This is a genomic window from Cellulophaga sp. 3_MG-2023, from assembly GCF_030546975.1.
Lineage (GTDB): Bacteria > Bacteroidota > Bacteroidia > Flavobacteriales > Flavobacteriaceae > Cellulophaga.
This window is the reverse complement of the sequence record NZ_JAUOPS010000001.1, coordinates 123108-149821: the sequence shown is the minus strand read 5'-3', so window position 1 is coordinate 149821 and position 26714 is coordinate 123108. Positions and strand designations below refer to the sequence as shown.

The following is a 26714-nucleotide window of genomic DNA, read 5'->3' as shown; positions in this document are numbered from 1 at the left end:
TTGTTTTTATAATTTTATAGTTTATACCTATTAAGAATGACCATAACTCAATTACAATATGTTTTGGCAGTTGCCAAATACCAAAACTTTACATTAGCAGCAGAAAAAAGCTTTGTTACACAGCCAACTTTAAGTATGCAAGTACAAAAGTTAGAGGACGAGTTAGATGTTCAGATTTTTGATAGGAGTAAAAAACCAATTTCTATTACAGAAGTAGGCGAAAAAATTGTTGCGCAAGCTAAAAACATTGTAAACGAGGCAGACCGTATTAAAGATATAGTAGATCAAGAAAAAGGATTTATTGGTGGCGAATATGTTTTAGGTATTATACCTACTATTATGCCTACTCTTTTACCTATGTTTTTAAAAGCATTTATATCTAAGTTTCCAAAAGTAAACTTAGTTATTAAAGAACAAAGTACAGATACGCTAATTAGAAATTTACAAGACGGACAAATAGATGCTGCAATTGCTGCAACTCCTTTAGAAATTGAATTTATAAAAGAGAGACCTTTATATTACGAACCATTTGTGGGGTATATTCCTAAACAACATAGGCTAGCTAACACAGAAAAATTAACTCCCGAAGATTTAGACATAGATGATGTGCTTTTATTACAAGATGGACATTGCTTTAGAGATGGCGTTATAAACCTTTGTAAATCTCCAAAAAACAACACTGTTGACCATTTTAGATTGCAAAGTGGTAGTTTTGAAACACTAATAAACTTATCTAATGAAGGTTTAGGAATGACGTTACTACCCTATTTAAACACACTTGAGTTAGATGACAAAAAGAAAGAAAATTTAAAGCATTTTGAAGCTCCTTCTCCTGCTAGAGAAGTGAGTTTAATATATCATAAAAAAGAACTTAAAGTACAAATTACTGATGCTTTACACGATGTTATTACAAGTGTTGTACGTGGAGCAATTGCTTTTCAGGATGTAAAAATTATTAGTCCTATTAACAATAAAATTAAAGCATAAAAAAAAGCCACCGTTATGGTGGCTTTTTAGCATTTCCTATTTTTTGATGTAAATCATACACTGCCTCAATTCTGGCTTATCTGTAGTAAAAGAGTTTAACCAGAGTTTAAGCTCGTCTACCTCATAGGGTAATAATCTTGAAATTGCTTTTTCTAGCTCTTTGCAAAACAACTTAGAATCAAAACTTACTTTTTGCAAAACAGTTTTAGTGTAATCAAACATTGCTCTTGCCATATTTATAATTATTAAATTATTATTCCATAAATTTAACGATAAAAGAGCTAATTATTGTCTATATAAAATGTTAAATATTTAAATTATTCAATTAAAACATACGTAATGTCCTACAATATCAGATTTTACAATAACTACAGAACTTTTATATATTTTACAATTTTAGTACTCTTGAGTAGTTGTGCCTCTACAAAACAAAAAATCACAAAAAAAACCAATAGTAAATTAGATACTTCGCTTTTTAAAAATCACTTTGTAGGTATTAAAGTTTATGATCCAGAAAGCAAAAAAACTATTTTTGAGAAAAACAGCACCAAATATTTTACACCTGCCAGTAATACAAAAATATTTACGCTTTACACTGCTTTAAAACTATTACCAGAGTATAGCCCTTTATTAAAATATAGTGTAAAAGATAATATTACTTATATACAAGGAACAGGAAACCCAACAACACTACACCCCTATTTTAAAGATAGTACAGCTATCACATTTTTAAAACAACAACAAAATATAGCTTTATACTTGGCTAATTTTACATCAGATAAGTTTGGTGGCGGTTGGGCTTGGGAAGATTTTGATACTTATTTTACACCAGAACGTAGTGGTTTTCCTCTTTATGGTAACGTAGTAACTGCTTATAAAAAAGGAGAAATTAAAACCTACCCTAATTATTTTAAAGATAGTGTTTCTAGAAAACCACACAGCTTTAAAAGAGAAATGGCTAAAAACATTTTTTATATAAGTCCTAACTTAAAAGATACTATAGAAGTCCCTTTTAAAACAAGTAATAAACTAACAAAAGCACTAATAGAAAAAGAAATAAATAAAAAAATTAAAAACACCAATACATTACCAAATACAAAAAAAACAACACTTTACGGTATTGCTACAGATAGTATTGCACGCCGTATGATGTTTGTAAGTGATAATTTTTTAGCAGAACAGTTACTGGTTATGGCCTCTAGCACTTTGTCTGATACCCTAAATGTAAATAAAGCAATAAAACATATTTTAAAAACTGACTTAGCAGATCTAGAACAACAACCACGCTGGGTAGATGGCTCTGGACTCTCTAGATACAACTTATTTACACCAGCATCTTATGTGCAAGTATTAGATAAAATGTATCATCAAATTTCCAAAAACAGGTTATTTTCTTTATTTCCTGTTGGTGGCGAATCTGGAACCTTAAAAAACTGGTATAAAGGCACTCCTAAACCATACATTTATGCAAAATCTGGTAGTTTGGGTAACAATTATAGTTTAAGCGGATACTTAATTACCAAATCTGGAAAAACGTTAATTTTTAGTTTTATGAATAATCATTTTAAAACAAAAACTTCTGATGTAAAAAAAGAAATACAGACTGTTTTAGAAATGATAAGAGATAATTATTAATCCTATTTTACAAAACTAAAGACATAACTATAATTATAACAGTAGTAATAATCGGTATTGTATACGCATTAACAGTGCTATACTTGATAAAAAACAACAACATAAGTAAGCTAGAAGCAAACAATAGTAAGTTGTTATTTATATGCAAATCAACACTTAAAGGGTTTATTCTTTACACAATTGCAGGTTGCCTATTAGCCTCTATAATACTATTGTTTTTAATTTATCAAAACGGACAATCTCACTCTCATAATATGCCAGAATTATTGTACATATGGTTAGGAGCAGCAGGGGCTATTACAGGTTGCATTCTAGGTATCTTTTTATCTGTACTAAACACCTCTAGTATAAATAAAAAACTAATAGTTGGTTCTTTACTTTTTGTAATAGGATCTTTTATCTGGTTAGAACTTTTATAATTCTAATACCAATTATTTGTTTTCAATTTTAAACTAACAAATAGTTAAAAAACTTTTTTACAAACTAAATTTTATACCTCTATAAGTTAATTTGTGCACAAAAATTAAAACGTAAGTAAACACTTTTAACTTATTACCTTTACTTTCTTAAACGTATTGTCCAGTCAAAATTAAAGGTAGACACCACTACTCCGTCTTTATTAACACCAACAGATTTCATTGTAAAAATTTGTCCTTCTCCAGTTGCAACGGTTTTAGCAATAGCATCTTCAATTAAGTGTCCGTCTTCACAAGTAAACGTAATTCTTCCTGTAGCCTTTTTAGTAAATGTTGCATTGTTACTCGCAACTAACATAGATATTTTTTTACCACTTTTCTCAATTTGGTCAATAACCATAATACCTGTTGCATATTCTGCAGCCATACCTTGCACAGCCCAAAACATAGAGTTAAAAGGGTTTTGGTTAAACCATCTGTGCTTTACAGTTACTACCGCTTTTTTTTCATCTATATGCTGTAAACGTACGCCACACCACCAAGCAGACGGTAGTTTAAAAAAATTAAATACGTTGTATTTTAATGTGCTCTTTGCCATTCTATCATTTATAATTTCTATAAAAGTATTGAAAATAGTTGAATTTATAAATGTTAAATTAAAGTTAATTTTTAGTACTATGTTTTGCATAATACCTTTTTAAAGATATATATTTGCATAAGAAACTAACAAGTTAGAGTTATAGAACTTAATCAATTCTGTAAAAAAATAATTCAGCGGAGTTTGTTCATCAAATCAATTAACCCCTTTTGGTGGGTTATTAAAAGAATATCTAAACTATGAAGATAGAAAACACAAAGGCACAAATGCGCAAAGGTGTTTTAGAGTATTGCATCCTCTCTATACTTAAAGGAGAAGATAAATATACTTCTGAAATTCTTGCAACATTAAAAGATGCCAAAATGCTAGTTGTAGAAGGCACTATTTACCCATTATTAACAAGATTAAAAAATGCAGGACTACTAACTTACCGTTGGGAAGAGTCTACATCTGGCCCACCAAGAAAATACTACGCGCTTACAAAAACAGGAGAAGAATTTTTAACCGAATTAAATGCTACCTGGGACGAACTAAGAAATGCCGTAAACCTAGTTACCAACTCAAAAAAAACGAACAATGAATAAGACGATAAACATAAACCTTGCTAACTTATTCTTTCATATAGACGAAGATGCATACCGCAAACTAGACAATTATTTAAAAGCAATAAAGCAATCATTAAACAACGGTGCGGGTAGCGATGAAATTATTTCTGATATTGAAGCCAGAATTGCAGAGCTTTTTCAGGAAAAAGTTAAAAATAACCAACAAGTAATTACCAAAACAGATGTAGAGGATGTTATTGGTGTTATGGGACAACCTGAAGATTACCGCGTAGACGAAGAGATTTTTGAGGACGAAGAGCAGCCTACATCAAAATCTAAAGCAAAAAAACTATACAGAGATACAGACAATAAATACATAGGAGGTATATCTGCTGGTATGGCACACTATTTAGGTATTAACCCTTGGTGGGTTCGTTTATTATGGGTTGTACTTACACTGGCTACTTTTAGCGGATTTATAGTAATTTATATTCTATTATTATTTTTAATTCCAGAAGCTAAAACAACCTCGCAAAAACTAGATATGCGTGGTGAGTCTATAAACATTAGCAACATAGAACGTACTGTAAAAGAAAGTTTTAACACTGTTACAGATAAAGTTAAAAATGCAGATTACAATAAAGCCAGCGGAAAGCTAAAAACTGGTATTCAAACTTTTTTTGATGCTGTAGGCACCTTTTTTAGCTTTATATTTAAAAGTATTGGTAAAATTATAGGTGTATTCTTTATTTTAATTGGTGGTGCTGTGGTAATAGGCACCTTTATAGGCTTATTTACTGCGGGTTTTACAGATGCGTTTGTTATTAACAACACACCTCTTTATAGTATAGTTAATAGTACAAGCGCACCAATTTGGCTTATATCATTACTAACATTTTTTGCCGTAGCAATACCATTTTTCTTTCTACTTTATTTAGGATTAAAAATTGTTGTATCTAACTTAAAATCTATTGGTACAATTGCAAAAATAACATTGTTTGGTGTTTGGTTAGCTGCTATTATAGGTTTAACAATTGTTGGTATTAAAGAAGCTACAGCTAATATGTACAAGGGTAGTGTTAATAAAACAGAGGAGTTAAAATTTACACAGCCTTTAGACACTTTATATATTTCTACTAGAACTAGTAAAAACTATGACAGACCAGAAAATTTTAGAATTAATGGAATGACATTTACTATAGATGAAAACGGTAAAAAACTATTATTAGATAACGATTTTATATTTGATATTGTTAGGTCTAATGATGACGTAGCTAGAATTAAAATACAGAAAGTATCTCAAGGTGGTTCTTTTGAAGAAGCCAGACAAAGAGCTAAAACCATAGACTATAATTACCAAGTGCTAGATAATAAAATAATATTAGACAATTTTTTATTGCTAGACAGCAAAGGTAAAATTAGAGATCAAGAAGTAAACGTTACTCTTTATATTCCTAAAAATGTAATTATTAAGTTTGATTTTGATGCTGACACACACAATATTGGTTGGCATACATCATACAAAGAAGAAATTTACAGGTCTGAAGTTAAAGACTACACTTGGGTAATGAGTAAACAAGGTGTTCTGGAGTGTTTAGATTGTATTGAAGAGGAATTTATAGAAGATGAAGAAAAACAAGTTAATGAAGAGTCCAACTTATCTGTAGATGATGATGGCGTAAACATTAATATAAATGGAAATGAAAGTTCTTTAAATATTAAAATAGATGAAAACGGAGCACGTATCAAAGCTTCAAAAAATTAAAACATACAATTCAGCACTAAAAAACAACAATTCGGTCTATCTTTTTATAAATAACACTAACATTTATAGACTTTTACATCATCAATCAAAAACAACAATTATGACAACACTATCTAAAATCACAATCGCATTAATACTAAGTTTACTATTAACTTCTTGCTCTGTAAACTTTGGAAATGGTAAAAAAGGAAACGGAGTGCTAACAGAACAAAGCAGAGATATTGCAGCTAGTTTTGACCGTGTTTCGGCATCAGAAGGCATTAATGTTTATGTAACGCAAGCAAAAGAATTTAGCATACGAGTAGAGGCAGATGAAAATGTTATAGACCTAATTGGTACAGACGTCAAAGATGGCAAACTTAAAATACACGCTATTGAAAACATTGGTAGAGCTACTAAAAACGTACACGTTACACTACCTGTTATTACTGCTTTATATAGTTCTAGCGGAGCAGACTTAAATTCAGAATCTCAAATAGAAGCTGACGAAATTGATTTAAATGCCAGTAGCGGAGCTGATATACAAATTGCTTTAGTAGCAAACTCTGTAAACGCAGATTGTAGTGGTGGAGCAGATATTAAGTTAAGTGGTAAAACAAATAACTTAACTGCAAATGCTAGTAGCGGTTCTGATATTGATGCGCGTGAGTTAAAAACAAAAAACTGTGATGCAGATGCTAGTAGCGGAGCAGATATTAGCGTAGATGTATCAGATTCTTTAATTGCAGATGCAAGTAGTGGAGCAGATATATTGTATACGGGTAATGCTACTGTTAAAAAAAATAAATCTTCTTCTGGTAGCGTAAAAAAGAGATAAATACTAAATGTTAAAAGCGTTTTATTAAGGTCAATCTTGTTTTGTTTACAAGGTTGACCTTATTATATTAGTATAAATTTAAATACTGATATGAATTTAACCTTAACAAAGTATATTCTTCCCCTAAAACATACATTTAGTATTTCTAGAGAGTCTCATAATTTTCAAGACAGTATGGTAGTAAGTCTTGGTTTAAAAGGTAAAGTTGGTTATGGTGAAGCTACAGCAAACCCTTACTACAAAATTACTTTTGAGAGTATGCAACAAGAAATTGAAAACATACGAACAGAAATAGAACATTACAATTTTACTACACCTGAAGATTTTAATCAATTTTTAAACAAAAAACAATTAAGCAACTTTGCTATTTGCGCTTTAGATTTAGCTGCACACGACTTGTATGGTAAAATTTTAAACAAACCTTTGTATAAAATATGGAATACAGATAACAGCTCCTACCCTATTACAAACTTTACCATTGGTATAGATTCTATAGATAATATGGTAGCTAAAATGAAAGAACAACCTTGGCCTATTTACAAGATTAAATTAGGTACAAATCAAGATGTTGCTATAGTTAAAGAACTTAGAAAACACTCTGATGCCGTTTTTAGGATTGATGCCAATTGCGCCTGGACAGCAGAAGAAACTATTAATAATGCTCCTGAACTTAAAAAGTTAGGTGTAGAGTTTTTAGAACAACCACTAAAAGCAGATGATTGGACAGGAATGGAACAAGTTATGCACGCTAGTGTTTTGCCTGTTATTGCAGATGAAAGTTGCATAGTAGAATCTGACGTAGAAAAATGTGGCTATCATTTTAATGGTATCAATATAAAACTTACCAAGTGCGGCGGCTTAACTCCTGCTCTTAGAATGATAAAAAAAGGTAAAGAACTTGGACTAAAAGTTATGGTTGGTTGTATGACAGAGTCTTCTGTGGGAATTTCTGCAATAGCGCAACTAACGCCACAATTAGATTATGTAGATATGGATGGCGCAATGCTTTTAAGTAAAGACATTGCAAAAGGAGTAGAAATAGAGCCAAACGGAAATTTAATTTTTCCAAATAATGGTGGTTCTGGTATTACACTTTTATAATGACTTACGTTTCTTCTTTTCCTGCTAGAAAAATTAAGGTTAATGGTGCTAAAAAATTATATTTTGGAGGTACCGCATACCTAGGACTTCAAAAGCACAAGAAGTTTTTAAAAATTTACTTTAAAAATATTAAAAAGTATGGTACCAATTATGGTGCTTCCAGAAAGTCAAATATTAAAATTGATGTGTATGATGAGACAGAAAAATACCTTGCAAAGCTTGTAGGCAGTAAAGCTTGTGTAACCTTATCCTCGGGCTATTTAGCAGGACAATTAGCTTGCAATTACTTTAAAGCACAAGGGCATAGTTTATTTTACGCTCCAAACTCACACACTGCTCTACATCAAAACAACTCTAGCAATTATGCAAGTTATAGTGACTTGGCTGTTGCAGTAGAAAATCATATTAAAAAATCTAATGTTACTCCTGTAGTTTTTTTAGATAGCTTAGATTTTTATGGCCTAAATTATCCCAACTTTAAAGGGTTACAACAATTACCATTAGATAAAATAATAGTAGTTGCAGACGACTCACACACCATAGGTTTACCCTTAAATAATGGTACTGGCTGTTATGCTCAATTACATAAATTAAATCCAAAAGAGCTTATAGTATGTAGTTCACTTGGCAAAGGTTTTGCTGTGCAAGCAGGAGCTATTTTTGGCACAACTAAAAAAATAGAAGAATTAAAAAATACAGCATTTTTTGGAGGCGCTAGTCCGGCTACACCTGCAAACATAGCTACAATAGTAACTGCAGAAAATATCTATAAAAAAAGACAACAAAAGTTAAAACAACACATTCAACTTTTTTTAAAGGGCTTAAATAATAAAGAGCTGTTTACGTTTATGCCAAACCACTCAGCTTTTACATACAGTGATCAAAAAATAACTACTTATTTAAAAGAGCACAATATTATAGTTACTAGTTTTAATTATCCTGACAAAGATTCACCTACTATGAGCCGTATTGTGCTAAGTGCACACCATAAAAAAAAGGATATTAATAAAGTTGTTAGCCTTATTAATACCCTTTATGATTAAGTTTTATCTTAAACTAAGCTATTTCTTCTATAGCTGCTAAATAACGTTCTGCATCTAAAGCTGCCATACAACCTGTACCTGCAGCAGTAACTGCTTGTCTATATTCTTTATCTTGTACATCTCCACTAGCAAATACACCTGGTAAATTTGTTTTAGTAGACTTACCCTCTGTAATTAAGTAACCTGTTTCATCCATATCTAATTGTCCTTTAAATATGTCTGTATTAGGTTTATGTCCAATAGCAATAAAAAGTCCTGTAATTGCTATTTCTTCTTTTTCTTTAGTTTGATTGTTTACCATACGTAAACCTTCTACAACCTGCTCTCCTAATACTTCATCTACCTCGGTATTATATTTTACAGTAATATTAGAAATACTATTTACTCTATGTTGCATTGCTTTAGATGCTCTCATTTCATCTCTACGTACAAGCATAGTAACGTTGTTACAAATATTTGCTAAGTATGATGCCTCTTCTGCAGCAGTATCTCCTGCCCCAACAATAGCAACATCTTGTCCTTTATAAAAGAAACCGTCACAAACAGCACATGCAGATACTCCGCCTCCACGTAAACGTTGTTCGCTTTCTAATCCTAAATATTTTGCAGTTGCTCCTGTAGAAATAATAACTGTTTCTGCTTCAATAGTTTTAGAGTTATCTACAGTTACTTTGTGTATACCACCCACAGTTTCGTCAAACTCTACTGCTGTAACCATACCTATTCTTACTTCTGTACCAAAACGTTCTGCTTGAGCTTGCAATTGCGTCATCATTGTTGGTCCGTCTATACCTTCTGGATACCCTGGAAAATTATCTACCTCTGTAGTAGTTGTTAATTGTCCGCCTGGCTCCATACCTGTATACATTACAGGTTTCAAATCTGCTCTAGAAGCATAAATTGCAGCAGTATATCCTGCTGGTCCAGAGCCTATAATAAGACATTTAATTCTCTCTATTGTATCTGACATAATATTAGTTCAAAGTTTAGTTTAGAACACAAATGTAATTTTTTTATGCAAACTGAAAAGCTTATTGCCATAAATTGTTACAATAGAGTCATAGTCATATATAATTTGACTTTATTTTAACATTTTTACCGTAGCAACTGTTCTAAAACCTGTGTGTTCTGCAGAAGAGTCTACACTAGATCCCATACGAGCAGATATTCTATAACTAGCACAGTAACTGTCACTACATAAGAAAGATCCTCCTTTAATAACTTTTTCTTTAATATAAAGGTTTTGAGGGTTATATGCATCTGTTGCACCAAGCGGATTTTTTTTAGTTGTAACAGCTGCCAATTCTTTATAATAATTAACATTGTACCAATCTGTTGTCCACTCCCAAACATTACCTGCCATATCATACAATCCATAACCGTTAGGCTGGTAACTTTTTACAGGTGCACGATTCTCATATCCATCTTTTTTACTGTTTTCTACAGGAAATTCTCCTTCCCAACTATTGGCGTTTTTAGACAACACAGATTTATCATCTCCCCAAAAAAATATGGTTCCTGTTTTTCCTCCATTTGCAGCATACTCCCACTCTGCTTCTGTTGGCAATCTTCTTCCTGCCCAGTTACAATAAGCCATTGCATCTTCATAACAAATTTGTACAACCGGATGGTTATCTAATCCTTTTATAGAGCTTTTAGGTCCGTTTGGATGTTTCCAATTAGCACCAATTGTCCAGTCCCACCACTGAGAAAAATCGAATAAATTAGGGACAGATTTTTTACTTTTTTTAAACGTTAATGAGCCTGGCTGTAGTATAGAGTCGTGTGGTTTTGGTGTTCCTTCTGGAACTTGTTTTTTCATTTCTTCCCAATCTATTGCTCTTTCTGCAACAGTAATGTAACCTGTTTCTTTAACAAACTTAGCATACTGCGCATTGGTCACTTCTGTAATATCCATAAAAAAACCATCTACAGCTACTTTGTGTGCAGGTTTCTCATGCTGCATTGCCATTTTATCCTGTGGCACTGCTCCTTGTACAAACATACCTCCAGGTATCCAAACCATACCTTCAGGCACTTTTACATCTTCAGGTTTTTCTGTTATTAAGGTATAAGTAGTATCCTTTTTTACATTATCCTTTTTTGGAGTAACAGTTTTCTTTGGTTCTTGCTGTTCTTTTTTAGGTACATCTTTACATTGTGTACAAACAATTGCTACAAAAGATAAAAGTAAAATATAATGTAGGCTACGCATTTTAAGTTTCATAATTTAATTTGATAAAAAATAAGTAGTAACAAATATATAGATCTAAAAAAAGTTTAATGTATTTCTCAGTAATAAATACGTGCTTATTTGTATAACAAATGGTATTTATTGACTATTTACAGCAGTTACAAATGATTAAAAATTATCAAATTGACAAAAAACACCCCTATAAAAAATATATAATAAAATTATATCCTAGTCATTACTATTAAATTTGTATTTGGAAGTAAAACTTTATTATTTTTAAAATTTAACAACTGAATTATCATATAAAGTCTATTTTAGATTTTTATATAAAAACTTAACTAAAACTCAATTTTACCAAACAAAACAAACTAACTTATGGAAAACACAAATTCGGGAACAGGAACTAACGCAAAAAGACTATTTTACGGTAGCTGCTTTGCCCTAATTACAACGGCATTCTCATTTGCCATAGCAGCAGGTATTTTAGATCAACTAAAAACAGAGCTGGCTTTAAGTGCAAGTCAAGCTGGTTTAATTACTTCTATGTGGTTCTTAGGTTTCCCTATTTCTATGGTTGTTGGTGGTTTAATTTATCACAAAGTAGGCGGAAAAATTATAATGCAATTTGCTTTTTTTGCTCATTCAATTGGTATTTTACTTTTAATATTCTCTGGTAACTATATAGGTCTATTAATAGCCAACTTGCTTATAGGCCTTGGTAATGGTTGTACTGAAGCAGCTTGTAACCCTATGATTGCAGATGCATACAAAGGAAACAGAATGAGCACAATGTTAAACCGCTTTCATATGTGGTTTCCTGGAGGAATAGCTATTGGTAGTTTACTATCTGGCTTTATGACAGATTTTGAAATTATAGGACAAAACCAAGTATGGTTATTATTAATACCGGCTATTATTTATGCCTATTTATTTTATGGTCAAACTTGGCCAAAAGCTAAAATTGAAGAAGCGGCAACTATTAGCGGAAACTTAAAAGGTATGTTTACCCCTTTATTTTTATTCATAGGGTTATGTATGGCATTAACTGCCATATCTGAATTTGGTCCAAACCAGTGGGTTGGTCTTATACTTTCTAAAAGTGGCGCAGAACCAACACTTATTTTAGCGTTAACTGCCGGTTTAATGGCTGTTGCCAGGTATTTTGGAGGTAGTATGGTAGCTAAATTTAACCAAACGGGGGTACTTTTAGGTTCTGCTGTACTGGCAACTTTAGGTATATATTTATTTAGTACACAAACAGGAGCAATGGCTTACGTAGCCGCTATATTTTTTGCTCTTGGTGTTGCTTATTTTTGGCCTAATATGATTGGGTTAACCGCTACCAAAACTCCAAAAACCGGTGCTTTAGGAATGTCTATTATTGGTGCTATAGGTATGTTTTCATCTTCTATTTTTCAACCAATTATTGGTGGTTGGATTGATTCTGATGTTGATAAAATAGCCAATTCTTCACTTAATGTTTCTGGAAAAATATTTAATGAGGCTAAAAATATTTTTGAAAGTAAAGAAAATCTAAATGAAGCTGCTTCATTAATTAATGTTAGCGAGAGTAATTTAGAGTCTTCAATAAATAACGTAATTTTAGAGTCAGGTCAAGAAACTTTAGGTACTATGGTACTTTTTCCGGCAATATTAATTGTATTATTTACCATATTATATTTTTGGATGAAAAGCACAAAAGAATCAAGCAAAGAAACCGCTAGTGCATAATGTTGTTTTAGCTTAAAATATTAAAAAAGCTTCTCTATTACAGAGAAGCTTTTTTAATTATAGACTTTATATAGTAATTTAAACACTTTTAAAATTAGATAAGTTTGCATCAGTTTCAAGAAGCTTTTTTGTTGCAGAATAACCAAGTTCAAATATAGTATCAATACTTCCCATATCAAACGTACCAAAATCAGATAATCCTTCAGGTAAAACTATCATATCACATAAATTAAATTTAAGCATAGATTCTGATGCAGACTTTAATTTGTAAGCACGTTCTACAACTGTATAAGAATGTTTTAAGTCTTCTATTTTTATTTTCTTTAATGGATTTACATATACTCCTATAATTTTATCACAGTCCTTTTGTAGTGGTTCTATAGGAAAATTGTTTAAAACACCACCATCTACATAATAAGAACCATCTATTTTTATAGGGGTAAACATACCCGGAAAAGAAGCCGAAGCAAGTACAGGTCTAATAACAGGCCCTTTATCAAAAACCTTTAATGTACCCTCTATTATATTGGTACCTGTAACATACAACGGTTTTTTTAACGCACTAAAATCATCTTCAGGAAAAAAACCTTTAAAATTTTCATAATATTTTTCAGTGTCTAAAAAACCAGGCTTACTACGGGCGTAATTATGTCTATTAAATAAAGGTATTGTTTTAAAAAAGTGTAAAATATGCTCCCAACTAGCTCCACTAGCATATAAAGAACCTACAATTGCACCTGCACTTGTACCTGAAATATGAGTCGGAAAAATATTGTTTTCCTCTAAGGCTTTAATTGCTCCAATGTGAGCTACACCTCTAATTCCTCCTCCAGAAAGCACAAGACCTATATTCATTATAAACTATTTTATTTTTTTAATTGAATTACAAAGTTAATTAAACCACCATCTATAGTTGCTTCATATAAAACTCCATTTTTATATACATACACATTTTCATTTCCTTTACTATTAATTTTCTTGTATTTGTGGTTTCCTAAAGAAACTAGTGTATTAAAAGACCCGTCTTGCTCAGAGTAACACTCTTTAACATTTATGGGTTCTTTAAAATACAACAATACAGTGCTATAGACAATTGAATCTTGTAATTTAAGTACCTTTTTATTTTTAGTTACTAAATATTCTCCATTCCTAAACAATGTACTTGTTTCTGCTAAAGACTTACCATTAAGTAAAATATTAACGTTAGAGTTAAAAAGTTTATCACTATTAAAAGTTACGTTATAATCGTATTTTAAATCTACAGTTGTTATAATTTTAGTTTGTATTTGTGTAAAACTATGGTAACTAATTATATCCCCATTAATAACTTTGGTTGCTACTAAACTACCAACAACTTTATTTTTGTGAAGAATATTAAAATTTAAAACAGTTGTGTCTGCTTTAGTATTAATTAATAAACCACAAAAAAATAATACAAGCGCTATGTTTTTTATCATATAATTTAAAATAGTATTTATTTAGTTTAGCATCATTTTTATACCAAGCTATTTAAATTTAATTAATTTAAAAATGATATATATCAGTATAAATTTTAACTACACATTACTTAAAATTTAGTAAATATATTAACAATCTTCTTCTTTATATTACCACATTTTAATTCTAAAAACTCAATTTTTAGAATATTTACACCAAAATAAGTCATTTTAAACTAGACTAAAACTAGACAAATGCGCATTGTAAGTAAAATACGACTAGACCTAGTTGTATTTTTAACTACTTTTATTTTTTGTAATTTTTACAATAACCAGACCAACACACTTTAATTATTAACAAACTAAAAACTATAAACAACAAGCTATAAAATTTTCAACTACACATTATTAGGTACTTATAAATAATAAACCATTAAAAATAGTTGTAAAAAATAGCAAATTCATATTTTATGATATCCTCCATACTTAAACTAAAGCTTAACTTAAGACTTACAATTTTAACATTAATTGTCTTAAACACAACAAACATTTACTGCCAAGACAATAGACAAACAGAAAATTATTTAAATTTGGCACGTGAGTGGGCTCACAAAAATCCTGACAGTTCTGCTTATTATTTTAAACAAAAAATAGACTTAGATCTTGAGAAAAAAGACACCATTTCTGCAATAAAGGCATTAAAAGAAATATCTATTTTATATTCTCATAATTTAAATTACAGCAAGTCTTATGATGGATACTGGAAAGCACTTTTACTTGCAGACAAAATAAAAGACCCTAAGTTAACAGCAGATGTTTACCAAGAAATTGGGTGGCTTTATAGTTTTTATAAGCGTGATGAAAAAGCTCTAGAATACTTTAATAAAAGTATTAAACTTAGAAAGATAAAATTTAAAAAAAATGAATCTAACGCCCATTTTATTGCGAGTGATTATTTTTCTATAGTTAATTTATACAGAGGTAATAAAAATTATAAAAAAGCAGCACAATACCTAGATTCTTGTATTTACTACCAAGCTAAATTAGAACCAAAATTAACTAGTTATTATATTAAAGCAGAAAAAGGATATTTAGAAGCTGTTAAAGGCAACTATAATACTGCAATAGAAAAACTAGACAGCTGTAAAAACCACTTTACCTACAAAGACAAAACATACCTGGCAGTTATATACGCACTAAATGCAGATGTATATAGAATGATGCATAAGTATGACGAAAGTATTTTAGAGTATAAAAAATCTATAAGCTTATCTGAAAATAATAAAAGTCATTTAAATTATAAGCTAAAAGCATATGAAGGGTTAAAAGAAATTTACCTTGACTTAAAAAATTACAAAGAAGCTTACTACTATTTAAACAAGGAAACAGTTCTAAATAATAAAATATTCGGAATTACTAGTGAAAACAGTAAACATCTACTAGAGATTAAAGATAATTATAGATTAGAAAAAGAAAAACAAGAAGACGCTTTACAAGAACAACTAATAGCTAATTATGAACAGGAAGACAAAATTTGGCTTTTAAAGTCAATAATTCTCATCATACTTATTATATCCCTTCTTTTTTACGGTATTGTTTTAATAAAACAAATAAAAAACAAGCACAGAACTGAAAAGCAAATAATTACCGAGAAGCAAAAATTAAAAACTCAGAAAACAAATGAGGTTTTAGAATTAAAAAACAAAGAGCTTACCCAGGCAGCATTAAGATTAATAGAGAAAGATGAATTTATTGCTGGCTTACAAAAGAAGATAGAAGTAGCAGGAGAAACTGTAAATAAAAAAGTTATTTTAAGAGCACTAAAAACTTTTCAAGGAACTCCTAGCAAAAATTGGTCTGAGTTTGAAGCTCGTTTTACTACAATAAACCAAAGCTTTTACGAAAATCTTAGAGTAAAATTCCCACAGTTAAGCCAGACAGATCAAAAAATATGCGCTTTAGTCCGCTTAAATTTCCCTAGTAAGGATATGTCTAAATTACTGGGTATTTCTGTAGAAAGCGTACACACATCTAGATATAGGCTTAGAAAAAAACTTGGTTTAAAAAGAGAAGATAACCTAGAAGATTTTATCAGTAGATTTTAAAACTACGTCGTTATACATTAACACCATTGGTTCAGAAAAAAAAGGATTAGCATTTAAAATACATAAATGTAAACCACTGATAACAAGTAGCTAATAAAAATAAACAAATGCAAATTGTTCATTATAAGTCTAGTTAAAATTGCATTTTGTAGTGTTTTGTTTAGTTCTAGTCTAGTTAAAATAACACATACATGGGTTAATATAAACAACATTTGTAGCTAATTAACTTAAACAAACTTTTTATGAAAATTAAACTTAATTTAACAAGAAGGTTAAAGCCCAAATTACTCGTTTGGGTGCTATTCTTCAGTTTTACCTTTGGGTATGCACAAACTAGTGAGGTAAAAGGTACTGTTATTGCTGAAGGCTTTCCTATTGGAGGCGTAAATGTAATAATTAAAGGTACAATTAATGGTACTTATACAGATTTTGATGGTAACTATACAATTAAAGCCGAAAAAGGTAATACTCTTGTTTACAGCTATGTTGGTTACAAGTCTAAAGAAATTTTATTAACCGGCCAGGAAAATATTAATGTAACTTTAGAGCCAGATGCTGCTGCTTTACAAGAAGTTATAGTTATTGGTTACGGTACTCAAAAGAAAAAAGAAGTTACTGGTGCTGTAGTAAATATTAGTAATGATGTAATAGATAAAACAGCTACATCAGATCTTGGTACAGCTCTACAAGGCCAGGTTGCTGGTGTAAATATACAAGCTAGTAGTGGTAGACCTGGAGAAGCTGCAAATGTACAAATTAGAGGGCTAGGCTCTGTTAGTCCAAATGCTCTAGGCCCATTATACGTTGTAGATGGTATTCCTTACGAAGATAATCCAAACATATCTCCAGAGCTTATATCTTCTGTAGATATTTTAAAAGATGGTGCAGCAGCATCAATATATGGTACAAGAGCATCTAACGGTGTTATACTTATAACTACAAAAAAAGGAAAGTCTGGTAGTATAAAAGTAGACTTTAACACTTATACAAGTATACAAGATATTACATCTGGTACAGCTTTAATGAATACACAACAGCAGATATATGCAGAAGATGTAATGCTTAAAGCACTAGGGCGAGATCCTTTAATTTTCTTTTTTAATCCAGATGCATTAGATTATGACTCAGATTTTGTGGGTGATGTTCAAAATGATGGCGCTATAATAAGAAACTACAGTTTAGGTGTTTCTGGTGGTAGTGAAAACTTAACACTAAGCTTCAATACAAATTACTTTAACCAAGATGGTATTTTAGTTAATTCTGGTTTTGACAGGCTAGCAACTCGTTTTACAGGTGAGTTTAGAAAAAATAAATTTAAAGCATTTGCTACAATTGGCTATACAAATGAAAATAGAGAGCAAGAGCCTTGGGGTTTGTATGAGTATTCTATAGCTCAAAAACCTTGGCAACCACCTTTAACTGGCTTAAACAGCGTTGGTGGTAACGGCGTAGAAATTCCGGTACGTAATGCTATATTATACAGTTACCTTTCTCAGCAACTAAATAATGAAGACGACCGTAAAACAACAAGCGTAAATATTGCTGCTAATTTACAATATGAGTTCTTTGATGGTTTTACGTATAAAGTAAACCTGGGTAGAAATACATATGACTATAGTCGTTCTTTCTTTCAACCACAATATTTAGTATATGACAAAGATGGTTTAAACCCTACTGCATCTAGAGAAAATGCAAAATTAGAAGAGAACTTTGTTTCTACAGAAAGAAACGTTATTGAAAATATGTTTACCTATAAAAAATCTTTAGGGAAACACAATTTAAACTTTTTAGCTGTTTTATCTTATGAAGAGTTTAATTCTAAATCACTAGGTTTAGGGGTTAACTTTAGTGAGGAGTCTGGTAACAGTTCAAAAACACTAGGTTCTGGTAGTGACCCTATTGCTCCTACTTCTTTTATTGATGATAGAAAGCTAGCTGGTAAACTTGGGAGAATACAATATAATTTTGATGAAAAATACTTATTTTCTGCTAGTTACAGAAGAGATGGTTCTTCTCGTTTCTCAGAAAAAAATAGATATGGTGACTTTTATGGATTTTCTGCCGGTTGGAATATTCATGAAGAAAACTTTTTTAAAAATATATCTTTTGTAAACCAGTTTAAACTTAGAGTTAGTTATGCAGAGTTAGGAAATCAAAACATACCTTCATACTCATACATACCATCTATAGAAAGTGGTGTTAATTATCCTTTTGGTGGTAATGAAACATTAAGCTTTGGATTAACACAAAGAAGATTTGTAGATCCAAATATTAAATGGGAAACTACAATATCTAAAAACATTGGTATAGATCTTACTTTATTAGAAAACAAACTAAACATTACAGCAGATGTTTACCAAAACGATAAAAAAGATATGCTACTAGAGGAGCGTTTACCTTCCTCTGCAGGTACTTATCACCCTAACACTAATGTTTATGACACTAAAGTTATTAACGCTGGTAATATGGTTAATAAGGGTATAGAGTTGGCCGCAAGCTTTAAAAACAGGTCTAAAAAAGGAGATTTTGGTTATACAATTAGTGCAACTTTTACTAAGAATGATAATGAGGTTACTAACCTTAATGGCACAACAAGAGGTTATGGTAACGGAAGGCCTTCTACAGTTTTAGGTGGTAATATCGATTTTACTACTTTTTTAGCAGAAGGTTATGAGGCCGGCGCCTTTTTCTTAGTACAGCATGATGGTGTTATTAAAACACAAGAACAGTTAGATGCTTACAAAGTAATTAATAAAAGTGCACAGTTAGGAGATATGATGTACAAGGATATAGATGGTAACAATGTTATTAATGACAATGACCGTGTGTACTCTGGATCTGGACAAGCAGATTTTGAAGCTGGTTTAAGCTTAAATTTAGATTATAAAAACTTTGACTTCTACATTCAATCTTATTTCTCTAAAGGTGCAGAAATTTATAACGGAGCTAAATACTATGCTTACACTCAGGGTAGGCACTTAGAGCAATTTTATATGTGGAGCCCACAAAATCCTAATTCTGATGTTCCTACAAATAGGCAAAACTCTATTCATAATAATGTAAGGTCTAGATCTGATTATTTTTTAGAAGATGGTACTTACTTTAGAATTAGAAACATTAGCCTTGGTTATACACTTAAAGACATACCAGAACTAGGAGTAAATTCTGCAAGAATATACCTTTCTGCAACTAACCCATTTACGTTTACAGAATACACAGGTTATGATCCTGAGGTTGGTGGTGATGGTATATTTACTAGAGGAATTGATAAAGGTAACTACCCAGTTGCAAGACAATTTTTACTTGGAGTGCAATTGCACTTTTAATAACTGATTAATTTACAATTATGAAAATATCAAAAATACATTTAACTATAGCAACACTTGTTACTATACTTATACTCACAAGCTGTAATGAAGACAGGTTTTTTGACCAAGAAAATCCTAACTCTATTACATCTGAAACTTTTTGGAAAACAGAACAACAATTTAATAGTGGACTAACAACTGTATACGGTGCTCTACAGTTTCAAAGTATTAGTGGCGGAGAATTACAATTTGAAATGGCTTTGGGAGACATTGCAGGATCTGAATCTTGGTATAGGCCAACTGCCTTTAGAAACTTAACATATACAGATGCTACGTACTACGTTACCGATAAATGGAACGAACTATACATTGGTATATTTAGAGCAAACCAAATTATAGAGTTTATTGAAAAAGCAGACGAATCTAACTTTACTGGAGATAGTAAAGCACAGATTGAAGCACAGGCAAAATTTTTAAGAGCTTTCTTTTATTTTCAAGTAGCTAACACTTACGGTGGTGCTATAATACACACGGGGATACCTAAAACAGAAGAAGAATTAAACAAACCTATGTCTACCATTGCCGATGTAAATTCATCTATAATTATTCCAGACTTATTGTTTGCTCAAAATAATTTACCAAGAACTTGGGGAGCAGATGATACTGGTAGAGCTACTTGGGGAGCTGCAACATCTTTATTAGGTAAAGTATACTTATATGCTAAAGATTGGCCAAATGCAGTTACACAATTTAAAAATGTAGTAGAGTCTGATTTGTACCAACTAACACCCAATGTTATGGACAACTATACAGATGAGAATGAATTTAATAGCGAGTCTATTTTTGAAGTTGCTTACTCTGCAGAACTAAGCCCTGGAGTACCTGGTGGTAATGTAGACGATACACCTAGCAACTCGGGCGCAGAGGCCTCTACTATGGCAACTGCTTTAGGGCAATTAAGCTTTGGCGCATACAACACTCTATTACCAACATATTATTTACACGAGCTTTTTACAAATGATGAAGTAGACCTTACAAACCCTATTAACGATGGCAATACTTGGTCTAAAAGAATGAATTCTAGTATTGTACCAATTAATGGTGAAGGCTTGTATTATGGCTTAGAGATTGGTGAAAAAGGAGGCTGGGCATTTGGACAAAGTGCTTACATTAAAAAATTTACAAATTGGTATAGCTTAAAAGCAGAGGATAGTAGAAATAGATCTGGTATTAACTTTAGACACATTAGACTTGCAGATGTATACTTAATGTATGCAGAAGCTGTAATTAATAATAGTAGCGATTTTGCAACGGCTATTACATATATAGATCTTGTAAGAAGCAGAGCTGGTGTAAAAACACTACAACAATATATGGATGAAAACGGAGGTATGTTTCCGCAATTACACATAAGCAAGCAAGTACATGGCACACAGCCATTAGTTACTGCTTCTCCTAGCAATGTAATGACTCATATACAAAGAGTAGAGAGACCATTAGAGCTATGTTATGAAGGTCACCGTTGGAAAGATTTAGTAAGGTGGGGTATTGTTAAAGACGTATTTACAGAGCTAAGAGCAGACGAGGTTTGGAGAACAGAAAACAAAACAGCATTAGCTATAGATGATAACGGTATTGCTCCTTTATTTATTAAAGAACGTATAAGACCAGATTTCTTTTTGGCTGTAGATAATTATGATTCTACTACCCATGACTACTTTCCTGTACCTGCGCAAGAATTACAAACAAATGATAATTTTAACAACTAAAAAACACAATATGAAACATATATTAAGACCAAAATTATTGTGGTTGGCTTTTATGTCTTTTATCTTTATTGCTTCTTGTAATGAGGATGATACTGAAGGGTTAACAGAACCTAGTCACAGGGTTATATTTACCTCTGAGATGGATTTTGAAAATAAAGTAGAAATTAATGGTAGTATTACTTTTGGTGATGCTTCTCCTGGTGTAGTATCTAGAGAATGGAATTTTCCAGAAGGTACAGCAAACGTAAGTAATTCTGCAGAACAAAACGTAAAAGCTACATTTAAAAAAGCGGGTGTACATAATGTTACTTTAAATCAAGTTTTTAAGAATGATGCTTATGTTGGTACGCAGCTTAAAGGAAAAGAATTAGACACAACAATAGTTGTTACTGTTTTAAATCCTGTAAAAACAGAAATTAAAGCTAATTACATAAATCCAGACGGTACTTTAGGTGCTGCGTTAGATATTAGTGATAATGCAGAAAATGAAGTTGTTGCCAGTAGATCTGTACAATTTTCATATGTTGTAGATGGTGAACCTGAAGTTTTTAAATGGAACATAGACGGTGGTGACCCTGCAACTTTTGATGGTACTGACACAGAAATTAATGTAAAATACAAAAGACAAGGTACATACAATTTAAGCTTTGCTGCTACTAGACAAAGACCTTTTGGTGGCGATACAATTTCTTTTAAAAATTTAATAAAAGTAATACCTTCTACAGACCCTGTAGACTTAGAAAAGGTTGTTGATAAAAACGGAGCTATTGCACTTGTTTTTAGTAGAGAAATGGATGTAACATCTTTAAATGCTGCTGACTTTAATGTTACAATAACAAATAATGAAACCAATATACCTGCAACTGTTGGTACAGTAAATATAGACAGTGATGAGGGTAACATTGTATTAATTAATTTAGATGGTACTACTATTTATAATAATGATATTATAAACGTAAGTTATACCAAAGGAACATTAAAAACTTTAGATGGTGTAGAGTCTGAAAGCTTTGTAGATAATCAGCTTATTTTTAATAAAGTAAATATTTTGAAAGAATCATCAGACTATGATTATAGTTTTGAAAACTCTACCGCTGCTAATTGGCCATATACAAATTGGGGAGCTCCATGGGATGCATATAGCTTAGAAATTTCTACTGACCAAGCGCAAGATGGCACTAAAAGTGCTTATGTAGAAATGGATGCCAATGGAGGTATGATAATTGGACACAAAACAACATCTGGAGACAACATAACTTTTTCTGTAGAAGCTGGTAAAACTTATGAAATTGGTGTTTGGGTTTACGTAACTAGTTTAGGTAATAATAATGCCGCTGGTTTTGATCCAGATCTACGTTTCTTTTGGTTCCCAGACACAGATTGGGCCGTAAGCGGAAATCCAAATTTTGGTAGTGACTTTGCTGTTGGTAAATGGGTATACAGTTCTACTTTTGTAGAATTTAGCACCACTGGTGATAAATCATTTCAAATAAGAGGTTATAACCAAGATAATCCTGAAGTAATAAGTTTTTATATGGATAATTTAAGCGTTTCTGAAGCTTCACTTAGACCATAATATTTAACTGTTAATATTTTAAAACTTGCTCTTGTTTATTACCGTAAACAGGAGCAAGTTTTGTATTTTTATTGCTCATACTTTTTATAAAATGAAACTAAAATATGTATGCCCTTTTTGGGGTCAAGACGGCAAAAGTGCTAACGTTTTTATAGATAATGTTATTAATGCTGGTTACAACGCTGTAGAAGTAAATATACCAGCTAATATTAATTTTGAGACACAATTAAAGTCTATTTTAAGCTCTACAGATTTAGATCTTATTGGCCAGCAATGGTTACAACCTTTAAATGAGTCTGTAACTGAATATAGTAAACGTTTAGAAGAGCGTTTGTATAAGTTAGCAGAGTTTAACCCAATTTTTATTAACTCGCATACAGGTAGAGATTTTTTTACTTTTGATGAAAACTGTGCTATTTTAGAAACTGTTTTTAAGTTTGAAAAAGAAACTGGTATAAACGTATACCATGAAACACACAGAGGTAGGTTTAATTATAGTGCAAAAACTACAGAGAATTTTATTAACAAGTTTCCTAATTTAAAACTTACCGCAGACTTTTCACATTGGACAGTAGTATCAGAAAGTTTATTAGAAGACCAAAAAACAGCTGTAGATAAAGCTATAAATAACTCGAGGTATTTACACGCTAGAATAGCAGATACACAAAAGTCACAAGTAAATTACCCTTTTACAGATGAAAATAAAATATACTTAGATACATTCACCAATTGGTGGAAACAAATTATTAGCAATGCTCAAAAGACCAAAAAGGACACTTTTTATATTTGTCCAGAATTTGGTCCTTATCCCTATATGCCTTATCAACCTAATACAACAAAACACTTGGTAGACCAATGGGATTTAAATGTAAAAATGATGCAGTATTTAAAGCAACAAAAATTTTAGATAAATAACATATTACTTTGTGCTTTTAAAAAGCCAAAGCAAGGTCTTTAGATAAAGGAATACTAGCTTTTGCTAATTTTTCTTTATCTATTTTTTTACCCTCTTTAATAAATTTCGTTCCTAAAACATATGCTTTTGTATTGTTTATGGCATTTACAGCAAGTAGTTCATCGTTTTTAAAATACCATACAGAAATTACATTTTCTTTATTTTGTTCTTCTCTAACAATACTATCTGTGTAGCTATTTGCTAAACCAACAATTTGAAGTTTTATATTATATTGATCTGACCAAAACCAAGGAATTGTATCATAAACGTATTCTTTACCTGCAATAGATGCTGCAACAACTTTTGACTGGTCTACTGCATTTTGTACAGACTCTAACCTTATATAAGTTTTATAATGTGGATTATAATGATAACTGCAATCACCTACTGCATAAATACACGTGTTACTTGTAACACCTGTATTAGAAACACAAATTCCGTTTTTTAAATCTAAGTTTGCCATTTTAGCCAAATCTGTATTAGGAACTACACCTACACCTAAAATAAGAATATCTGCCTTGTAAAAAGACCCATCTGTAGAATAAACTTTAGTTACATCTGCTTCATTTTCAATTTTATTTACTTCTTTATTTTCAAAAATTTGCACTCCGTTGTGGGTATGTAAATCTCTAAAAAAATTAGAAATAACACTAGTAGCTACTCTTTTTAAAATTCTAGATTCGCGCTCTAAAACAACTACCTCTGCTCCTATTTTTTGCAATGATGCTGCAGTTTCTAATCCAATATATCCGCCACCAATAATAACCACTCTTTTATTTTTACTGGCATTATAAGCTTGTTTAATATTGGCAACATCTTCTGCTGTACGTAAACAGAAATAAGCTTTACAATTTTGCAAACCTGTAATTGACGGTACAATAGGTTTTGCTCCGGTGGCTAAAACTAACTTTGTGTAATTAATTTTAGTAGCATCATCTAATACTAACTGTTTGGTAGACTCATTTAAGTGAGTTACTTTTTTACCTAAAAGTAACTCTATGTTTTCCTTTTTATAACTCTCTACTGGTTTTAAAAGGTTTTTAACAGATGCATTATCTGTTAAATAAGTTTTAGATAAAGGTGGTCTGTGGTATGGTAATTCTGGATCTACGTCTATTAAAATAATCCTACCCTGCCACTTTTCTTTACGTAAATTAAATGCTGTATTTACACCTGCGTGGCTAGCTCCTATAATTACACAAATATCTTTAGAAGTATACATCCTATTTATTTAGCTACAGTAAAAACAACATTATCTAGTGCATCTGTTACAGGAATTTGACAACAAAGTCTACTGTATTCATTTGCATCATCTGCCAGCTCTAACATATCTGTTTCAATTTCACTTGCTGTACCTACTTTGTCTAGATCTTCTGGAGCAACAAATACATGACAAGTAGCACAAGAGCATACGCCACCGCAATCGCCATCTATACCAGCTACATTATTATTTACTGCCAACTCCATAACAGAGCCCTCTGTACCATTTACAGTTATTTTTTCATCACTACTTGTTATAAATGTAATTTTTGCCATTTTATTTTTTCTTAAATGTTGCTTTTAAAAAGTTGTACCCTACTTTTCTATTAAAATCTCCTAAATTCTCTATATTTTCTTCTGCTTCTAAAACAGTAATATCGCTTACTTTTTCTGCTAATAGTTTTACTGTAATTCTCATAATTTGTCTTGCGTGTGTTGCTCCTAAACAATTATGGTGACTAAAACCAAAACCTACGTGCGGATTAATTTTTCTGTCTAAAACAACCTCATCAGCATTCTCAAAAACTTTTTCATCTCTATTAGCAGATGCCCAACATAAAGATATTCTACTATCTGCTTTTACTGCGTGTTGGCAAACTGTAGTATCTTCTGTAACAACACGTCCCATATGGGTTAAAGGAGAAAAATATCTTATAAATTCTTCAACAGCATTGTTAATTATATTAGGGTTAGAATTTATGTATTGCAATGCTTTTTTATTTGCAGAAAAGTAGCTAATCATATTAGTTAAAGCATTAATAACAGTATCTCTACCACCGGCAAAAGTTAATATTAATACACCTTTTACTTCCTCTTTTGTTAGCTTTTTACCATTTACCTCTGCAGCTAATAATATACTATACAAATCATCAGATGGGTTTTGTATTGCTTTATCTATTTCTTCATCAATATAATTGTAAAGAATAGCTGCTTTATCACCGTCTAAAGCTTCTCCTTCACTTCTAAATACGTGAGTTCCCCAAGATATCCACTTTACAGACTTATCAAACGGAACATTTAATAAAAGAGTTAAAGCTCTAGATTGTATAACTAATGCCAAATCTGATACCACATCTACTTTATCCTTAGATAATACATCATCTAAAACAGTACTAATTATAGTAGTTAATTTGTCTTTATAAACATCTTGCAAAGGCCTTTTAAACCAAGCCTCAAGTATAGACCTATATTCTTTATGCATTGGTGGGTCTACCTCAAAAGGTATTTGGCGGGTGGTACGTATATTTACCTCAGATGGTACTACTATACGACCTGGAACAGCTTCTGATGAAAATGACTTATAATTATGGGCTGCCTTACGTACATCTTTATGGTTTAGCAACATAACTACAGGGTCTCCCTGATCATCCATTTTACCTATTCCAGAAGTTTTCCTCTCTGCTTTAAAAGCATCTGCAAATTCACACTTTCCCATAAGTATAATTTAATAGTTTAGATTAAAACAAATATCTA

The 26714-nt window shown here is 31.3% G+C and carries 23 protein-coding genes; 14 read left to right on the top strand and 9 right to left on the bottom strand.

Annotated features, from left to right (window positions below):
* Positions 1-36 precede the first annotated feature (36 nt).
* Positions 37-987 carry a LysR substrate-binding domain-containing protein gene (locus tag Q4487_RS00515; RefSeq protein ID WP_100896354.1) on the top strand — a complete coding sequence of 317 codons (951 nt, stop codon included), beginning with the start codon at positions 37-39 and terminating at the stop codon, positions 985-987.
* Between the two features lie 36 nt (positions 988-1023).
* Here the strand turns inward: Q4487_RS00515 and Q4487_RS00510 are convergent, their stop codons facing one another.
* On the bottom strand, positions 1024-1221 hold the full coding sequence (locus Q4487_RS00510) for a hypothetical protein (RefSeq protein ID WP_100896355.1): 198 nt from the start codon (positions 1219-1221) through the stop codon (positions 1024-1026).
* 105 nt (positions 1222-1326) lie between these two features.
* On the opposite strand from Q4487_RS00510, the gene Q4487_RS00505 reads away from it, so the two are divergent.
* Entirely contained in the window at positions 1327-2622 is a 1296-nt protein-coding gene (locus tag Q4487_RS00505) for a D-alanyl-D-alanine carboxypeptidase/D-alanyl-D-alanine-endopeptidase (RefSeq protein WP_303543869.1), read from the top strand.
* Positions 2623-2705: 83 nt separating this feature from the next.
* Positions 2706-3041: a hypothetical protein gene (locus Q4487_RS00500; RefSeq protein WP_303543867.1), complete on the top strand. Its 336-nt coding sequence runs from the start codon at positions 2706-2708 to the stop codon at positions 3039-3041.
* A 139-nt stretch (positions 3042-3180) separates the two neighbouring features.
* Here the strand turns inward: Q4487_RS00500 and Q4487_RS00495 are convergent, their stop codons facing one another.
* A complete protein-coding gene (locus Q4487_RS00495; protein WP_100896878.1) occupies positions 3181-3636 on the bottom strand; it encodes a DUF4442 domain-containing protein in 456 nt (151 codons plus the stop codon).
* Between the two features lie 239 nt (positions 3637-3875).
* On the opposite strand from Q4487_RS00495, the gene Q4487_RS00490 reads away from it, so the two are divergent.
* The 5 genes from Q4487_RS00490 to Q4487_RS00470 all read left to right on the top strand — a co-directional run bounded on the left by Q4487_RS00490 (position 3876) and on the right by Q4487_RS00470 (position 8907).
* Positions 3876-4220: a PadR family transcriptional regulator gene (locus Q4487_RS00490; RefSeq protein WP_100896358.1), complete on the top strand. Its 345-nt coding sequence runs from the start codon at positions 3876-3878 to the stop codon at positions 4218-4220.
* Entirely contained in the window at positions 4213-5946 is a 1734-nt protein-coding gene (locus Q4487_RS00485; protein WP_303543865.1) for a PspC domain-containing protein, read from the top strand. Before Q4487_RS00490 ends, Q4487_RS00485 begins: the two co-directional genes overlap by 8 nt.
* Before the next feature lie 100 nt (positions 5947-6046).
* A complete protein-coding gene (locus tag Q4487_RS00480) occupies positions 6047-6763 on the top strand; it encodes a head GIN domain-containing protein (RefSeq protein WP_303543862.1) in 717 nt (238 codons plus the stop codon).
* Positions 6764-6853: 90 nt separating this feature from the next.
* The gene (locus Q4487_RS00475) at positions 6854-7864 is read left to right on the top strand and encodes a dipeptide epimerase (protein WP_303543859.1); all 1011 of its coding nucleotides are present in this window, start codon (positions 6854-6856) and stop codon (positions 7862-7864) included.
* Entirely contained in the window at positions 7864-8907 is a 1044-nt protein-coding gene (locus Q4487_RS00470; RefSeq protein WP_303543856.1) for an aminotransferase class I/II-fold pyridoxal phosphate-dependent enzyme, read from the top strand. Before Q4487_RS00475 ends, Q4487_RS00470 begins: the two co-directional genes overlap by 1 nt.
* A gap of 13 nt (positions 8908-8920) precedes the next feature.
* Here Q4487_RS00470 and trxB read toward each other — a convergent pair whose 3' ends face one another.
* Together trxB and Q4487_RS00460 are read right to left on the bottom strand one after the other, a co-directional pair.
* Positions 8921-9877, bottom strand: a complete 957-nt coding sequence (gene trxB / locus Q4487_RS00465) for a thioredoxin-disulfide reductase (RefSeq protein ID WP_303543853.1) — start codon at positions 9875-9877, stop codon at positions 8921-8923.
* Positions 9878-9988: 111 nt separating this feature from the next.
* Positions 9989-11134, bottom strand: a complete 1146-nt coding sequence (locus tag Q4487_RS00460; RefSeq protein WP_303543850.1) for a formylglycine-generating enzyme family protein — start codon at positions 11132-11134, stop codon at positions 9989-9991.
* A 342-nt stretch (positions 11135-11476) separates the two neighbouring features.
* On the opposite strand from Q4487_RS00460, the gene Q4487_RS00455 reads away from it, so the two are divergent.
* Positions 11477-12832 (top strand): sugar MFS transporter, encoded by a 1356-nt coding sequence (locus Q4487_RS00455; RefSeq protein ID WP_303543847.1) that lies wholly within the window; start codon positions 11477-11479, stop codon positions 12830-12832.
* A 78-nt stretch (positions 12833-12910) separates the two neighbouring features.
* Here Q4487_RS00455 and Q4487_RS00450 read toward each other — a convergent pair whose 3' ends face one another.
* Complete coding sequence (locus tag Q4487_RS00450) at positions 12911-13687, bottom strand: patatin-like phospholipase family protein (protein WP_100896368.1); 777 nt, start codon at positions 13685-13687, stop codon at positions 12911-12913.
* Positions 13688-13698: 11 nt separating this feature from the next.
* Positions 13699-14289, bottom strand: coding sequence for a DUF6134 family protein (locus Q4487_RS00445; RefSeq protein ID WP_303543843.1), 591 nt, complete (start codon positions 14287-14289; stop codon positions 13699-13701).
* A 449-nt stretch (positions 14290-14738) separates the two neighbouring features.
* Between Q4487_RS00445 and Q4487_RS00440 the strand changes: the two genes are divergently transcribed.
* The 5 genes from Q4487_RS00440 to Q4487_RS00420 all read left to right on the top strand — a co-directional run bounded on the left by Q4487_RS00440 (position 14739) and on the right by Q4487_RS00420 (position 23933).
* The gene (locus Q4487_RS00440; protein ID WP_303543840.1) at positions 14739-16373 is read left to right on the top strand and encodes a hypothetical protein; all 1635 of its coding nucleotides are present in this window, start codon (positions 14739-14741) and stop codon (positions 16371-16373) included.
* A 242-nt stretch (positions 16374-16615) separates the two neighbouring features.
* A complete protein-coding gene (locus Q4487_RS00435) occupies positions 16616-19699 on the top strand; it encodes a TonB-dependent receptor (RefSeq protein ID WP_303543837.1) in 3084 nt (1027 codons plus the stop codon).
* Positions 19700-19719: 20 nt separating this feature from the next.
* Positions 19720-21450: a RagB/SusD family nutrient uptake outer membrane protein gene (locus Q4487_RS00430; protein WP_303543834.1), complete on the top strand. Its 1731-nt coding sequence runs from the start codon at positions 19720-19722 to the stop codon at positions 21448-21450.
* A gap of 10 nt (positions 21451-21460) precedes the next feature.
* On the top strand, positions 21461-23026 hold the full coding sequence (locus Q4487_RS00425) for a PKD domain-containing protein (protein ID WP_303543831.1): 1566 nt from the start codon (positions 21461-21463) through the stop codon (positions 23024-23026).
* 91 nt (positions 23027-23117) lie between these two features.
* On the top strand, positions 23118-23933 hold the full coding sequence (locus Q4487_RS00420; RefSeq protein WP_100896372.1) for a sugar phosphate isomerase/epimerase: 816 nt from the start codon (positions 23118-23120) through the stop codon (positions 23931-23933).
* Between the two features lie 25 nt (positions 23934-23958).
* Here Q4487_RS00420 and Q4487_RS00415 read toward each other — a convergent pair whose 3' ends face one another.
* The 3 genes from Q4487_RS00415 to Q4487_RS00405 are packed head-to-tail and all read right to left on the bottom strand — an operon-like array spanning position 23959 to position 26676.
* Entirely contained in the window at positions 23959-25203 is a 1245-nt protein-coding gene (locus Q4487_RS00415; RefSeq protein WP_303543826.1) for an NAD(P)/FAD-dependent oxidoreductase, read from the bottom strand.
* Between the two features lie 5 nt (positions 25204-25208).
* Positions 25209-25517: a 2Fe-2S iron-sulfur cluster-binding protein gene (locus tag Q4487_RS00410; protein ID WP_303543823.1), complete on the bottom strand. Its 309-nt coding sequence runs from the start codon at positions 25515-25517 to the stop codon at positions 25209-25211.
* Between the two features lies 1 nt (position 25518).
* Positions 25519-26676 carry a cytochrome P450 gene (locus Q4487_RS00405; RefSeq protein ID WP_303543820.1) on the bottom strand — a complete coding sequence of 386 codons (1158 nt, stop codon included), beginning with the start codon at positions 26674-26676 and terminating at the stop codon, positions 25519-25521.
* Between the last annotated feature and the right edge of the window lie 38 nt (positions 26677-26714).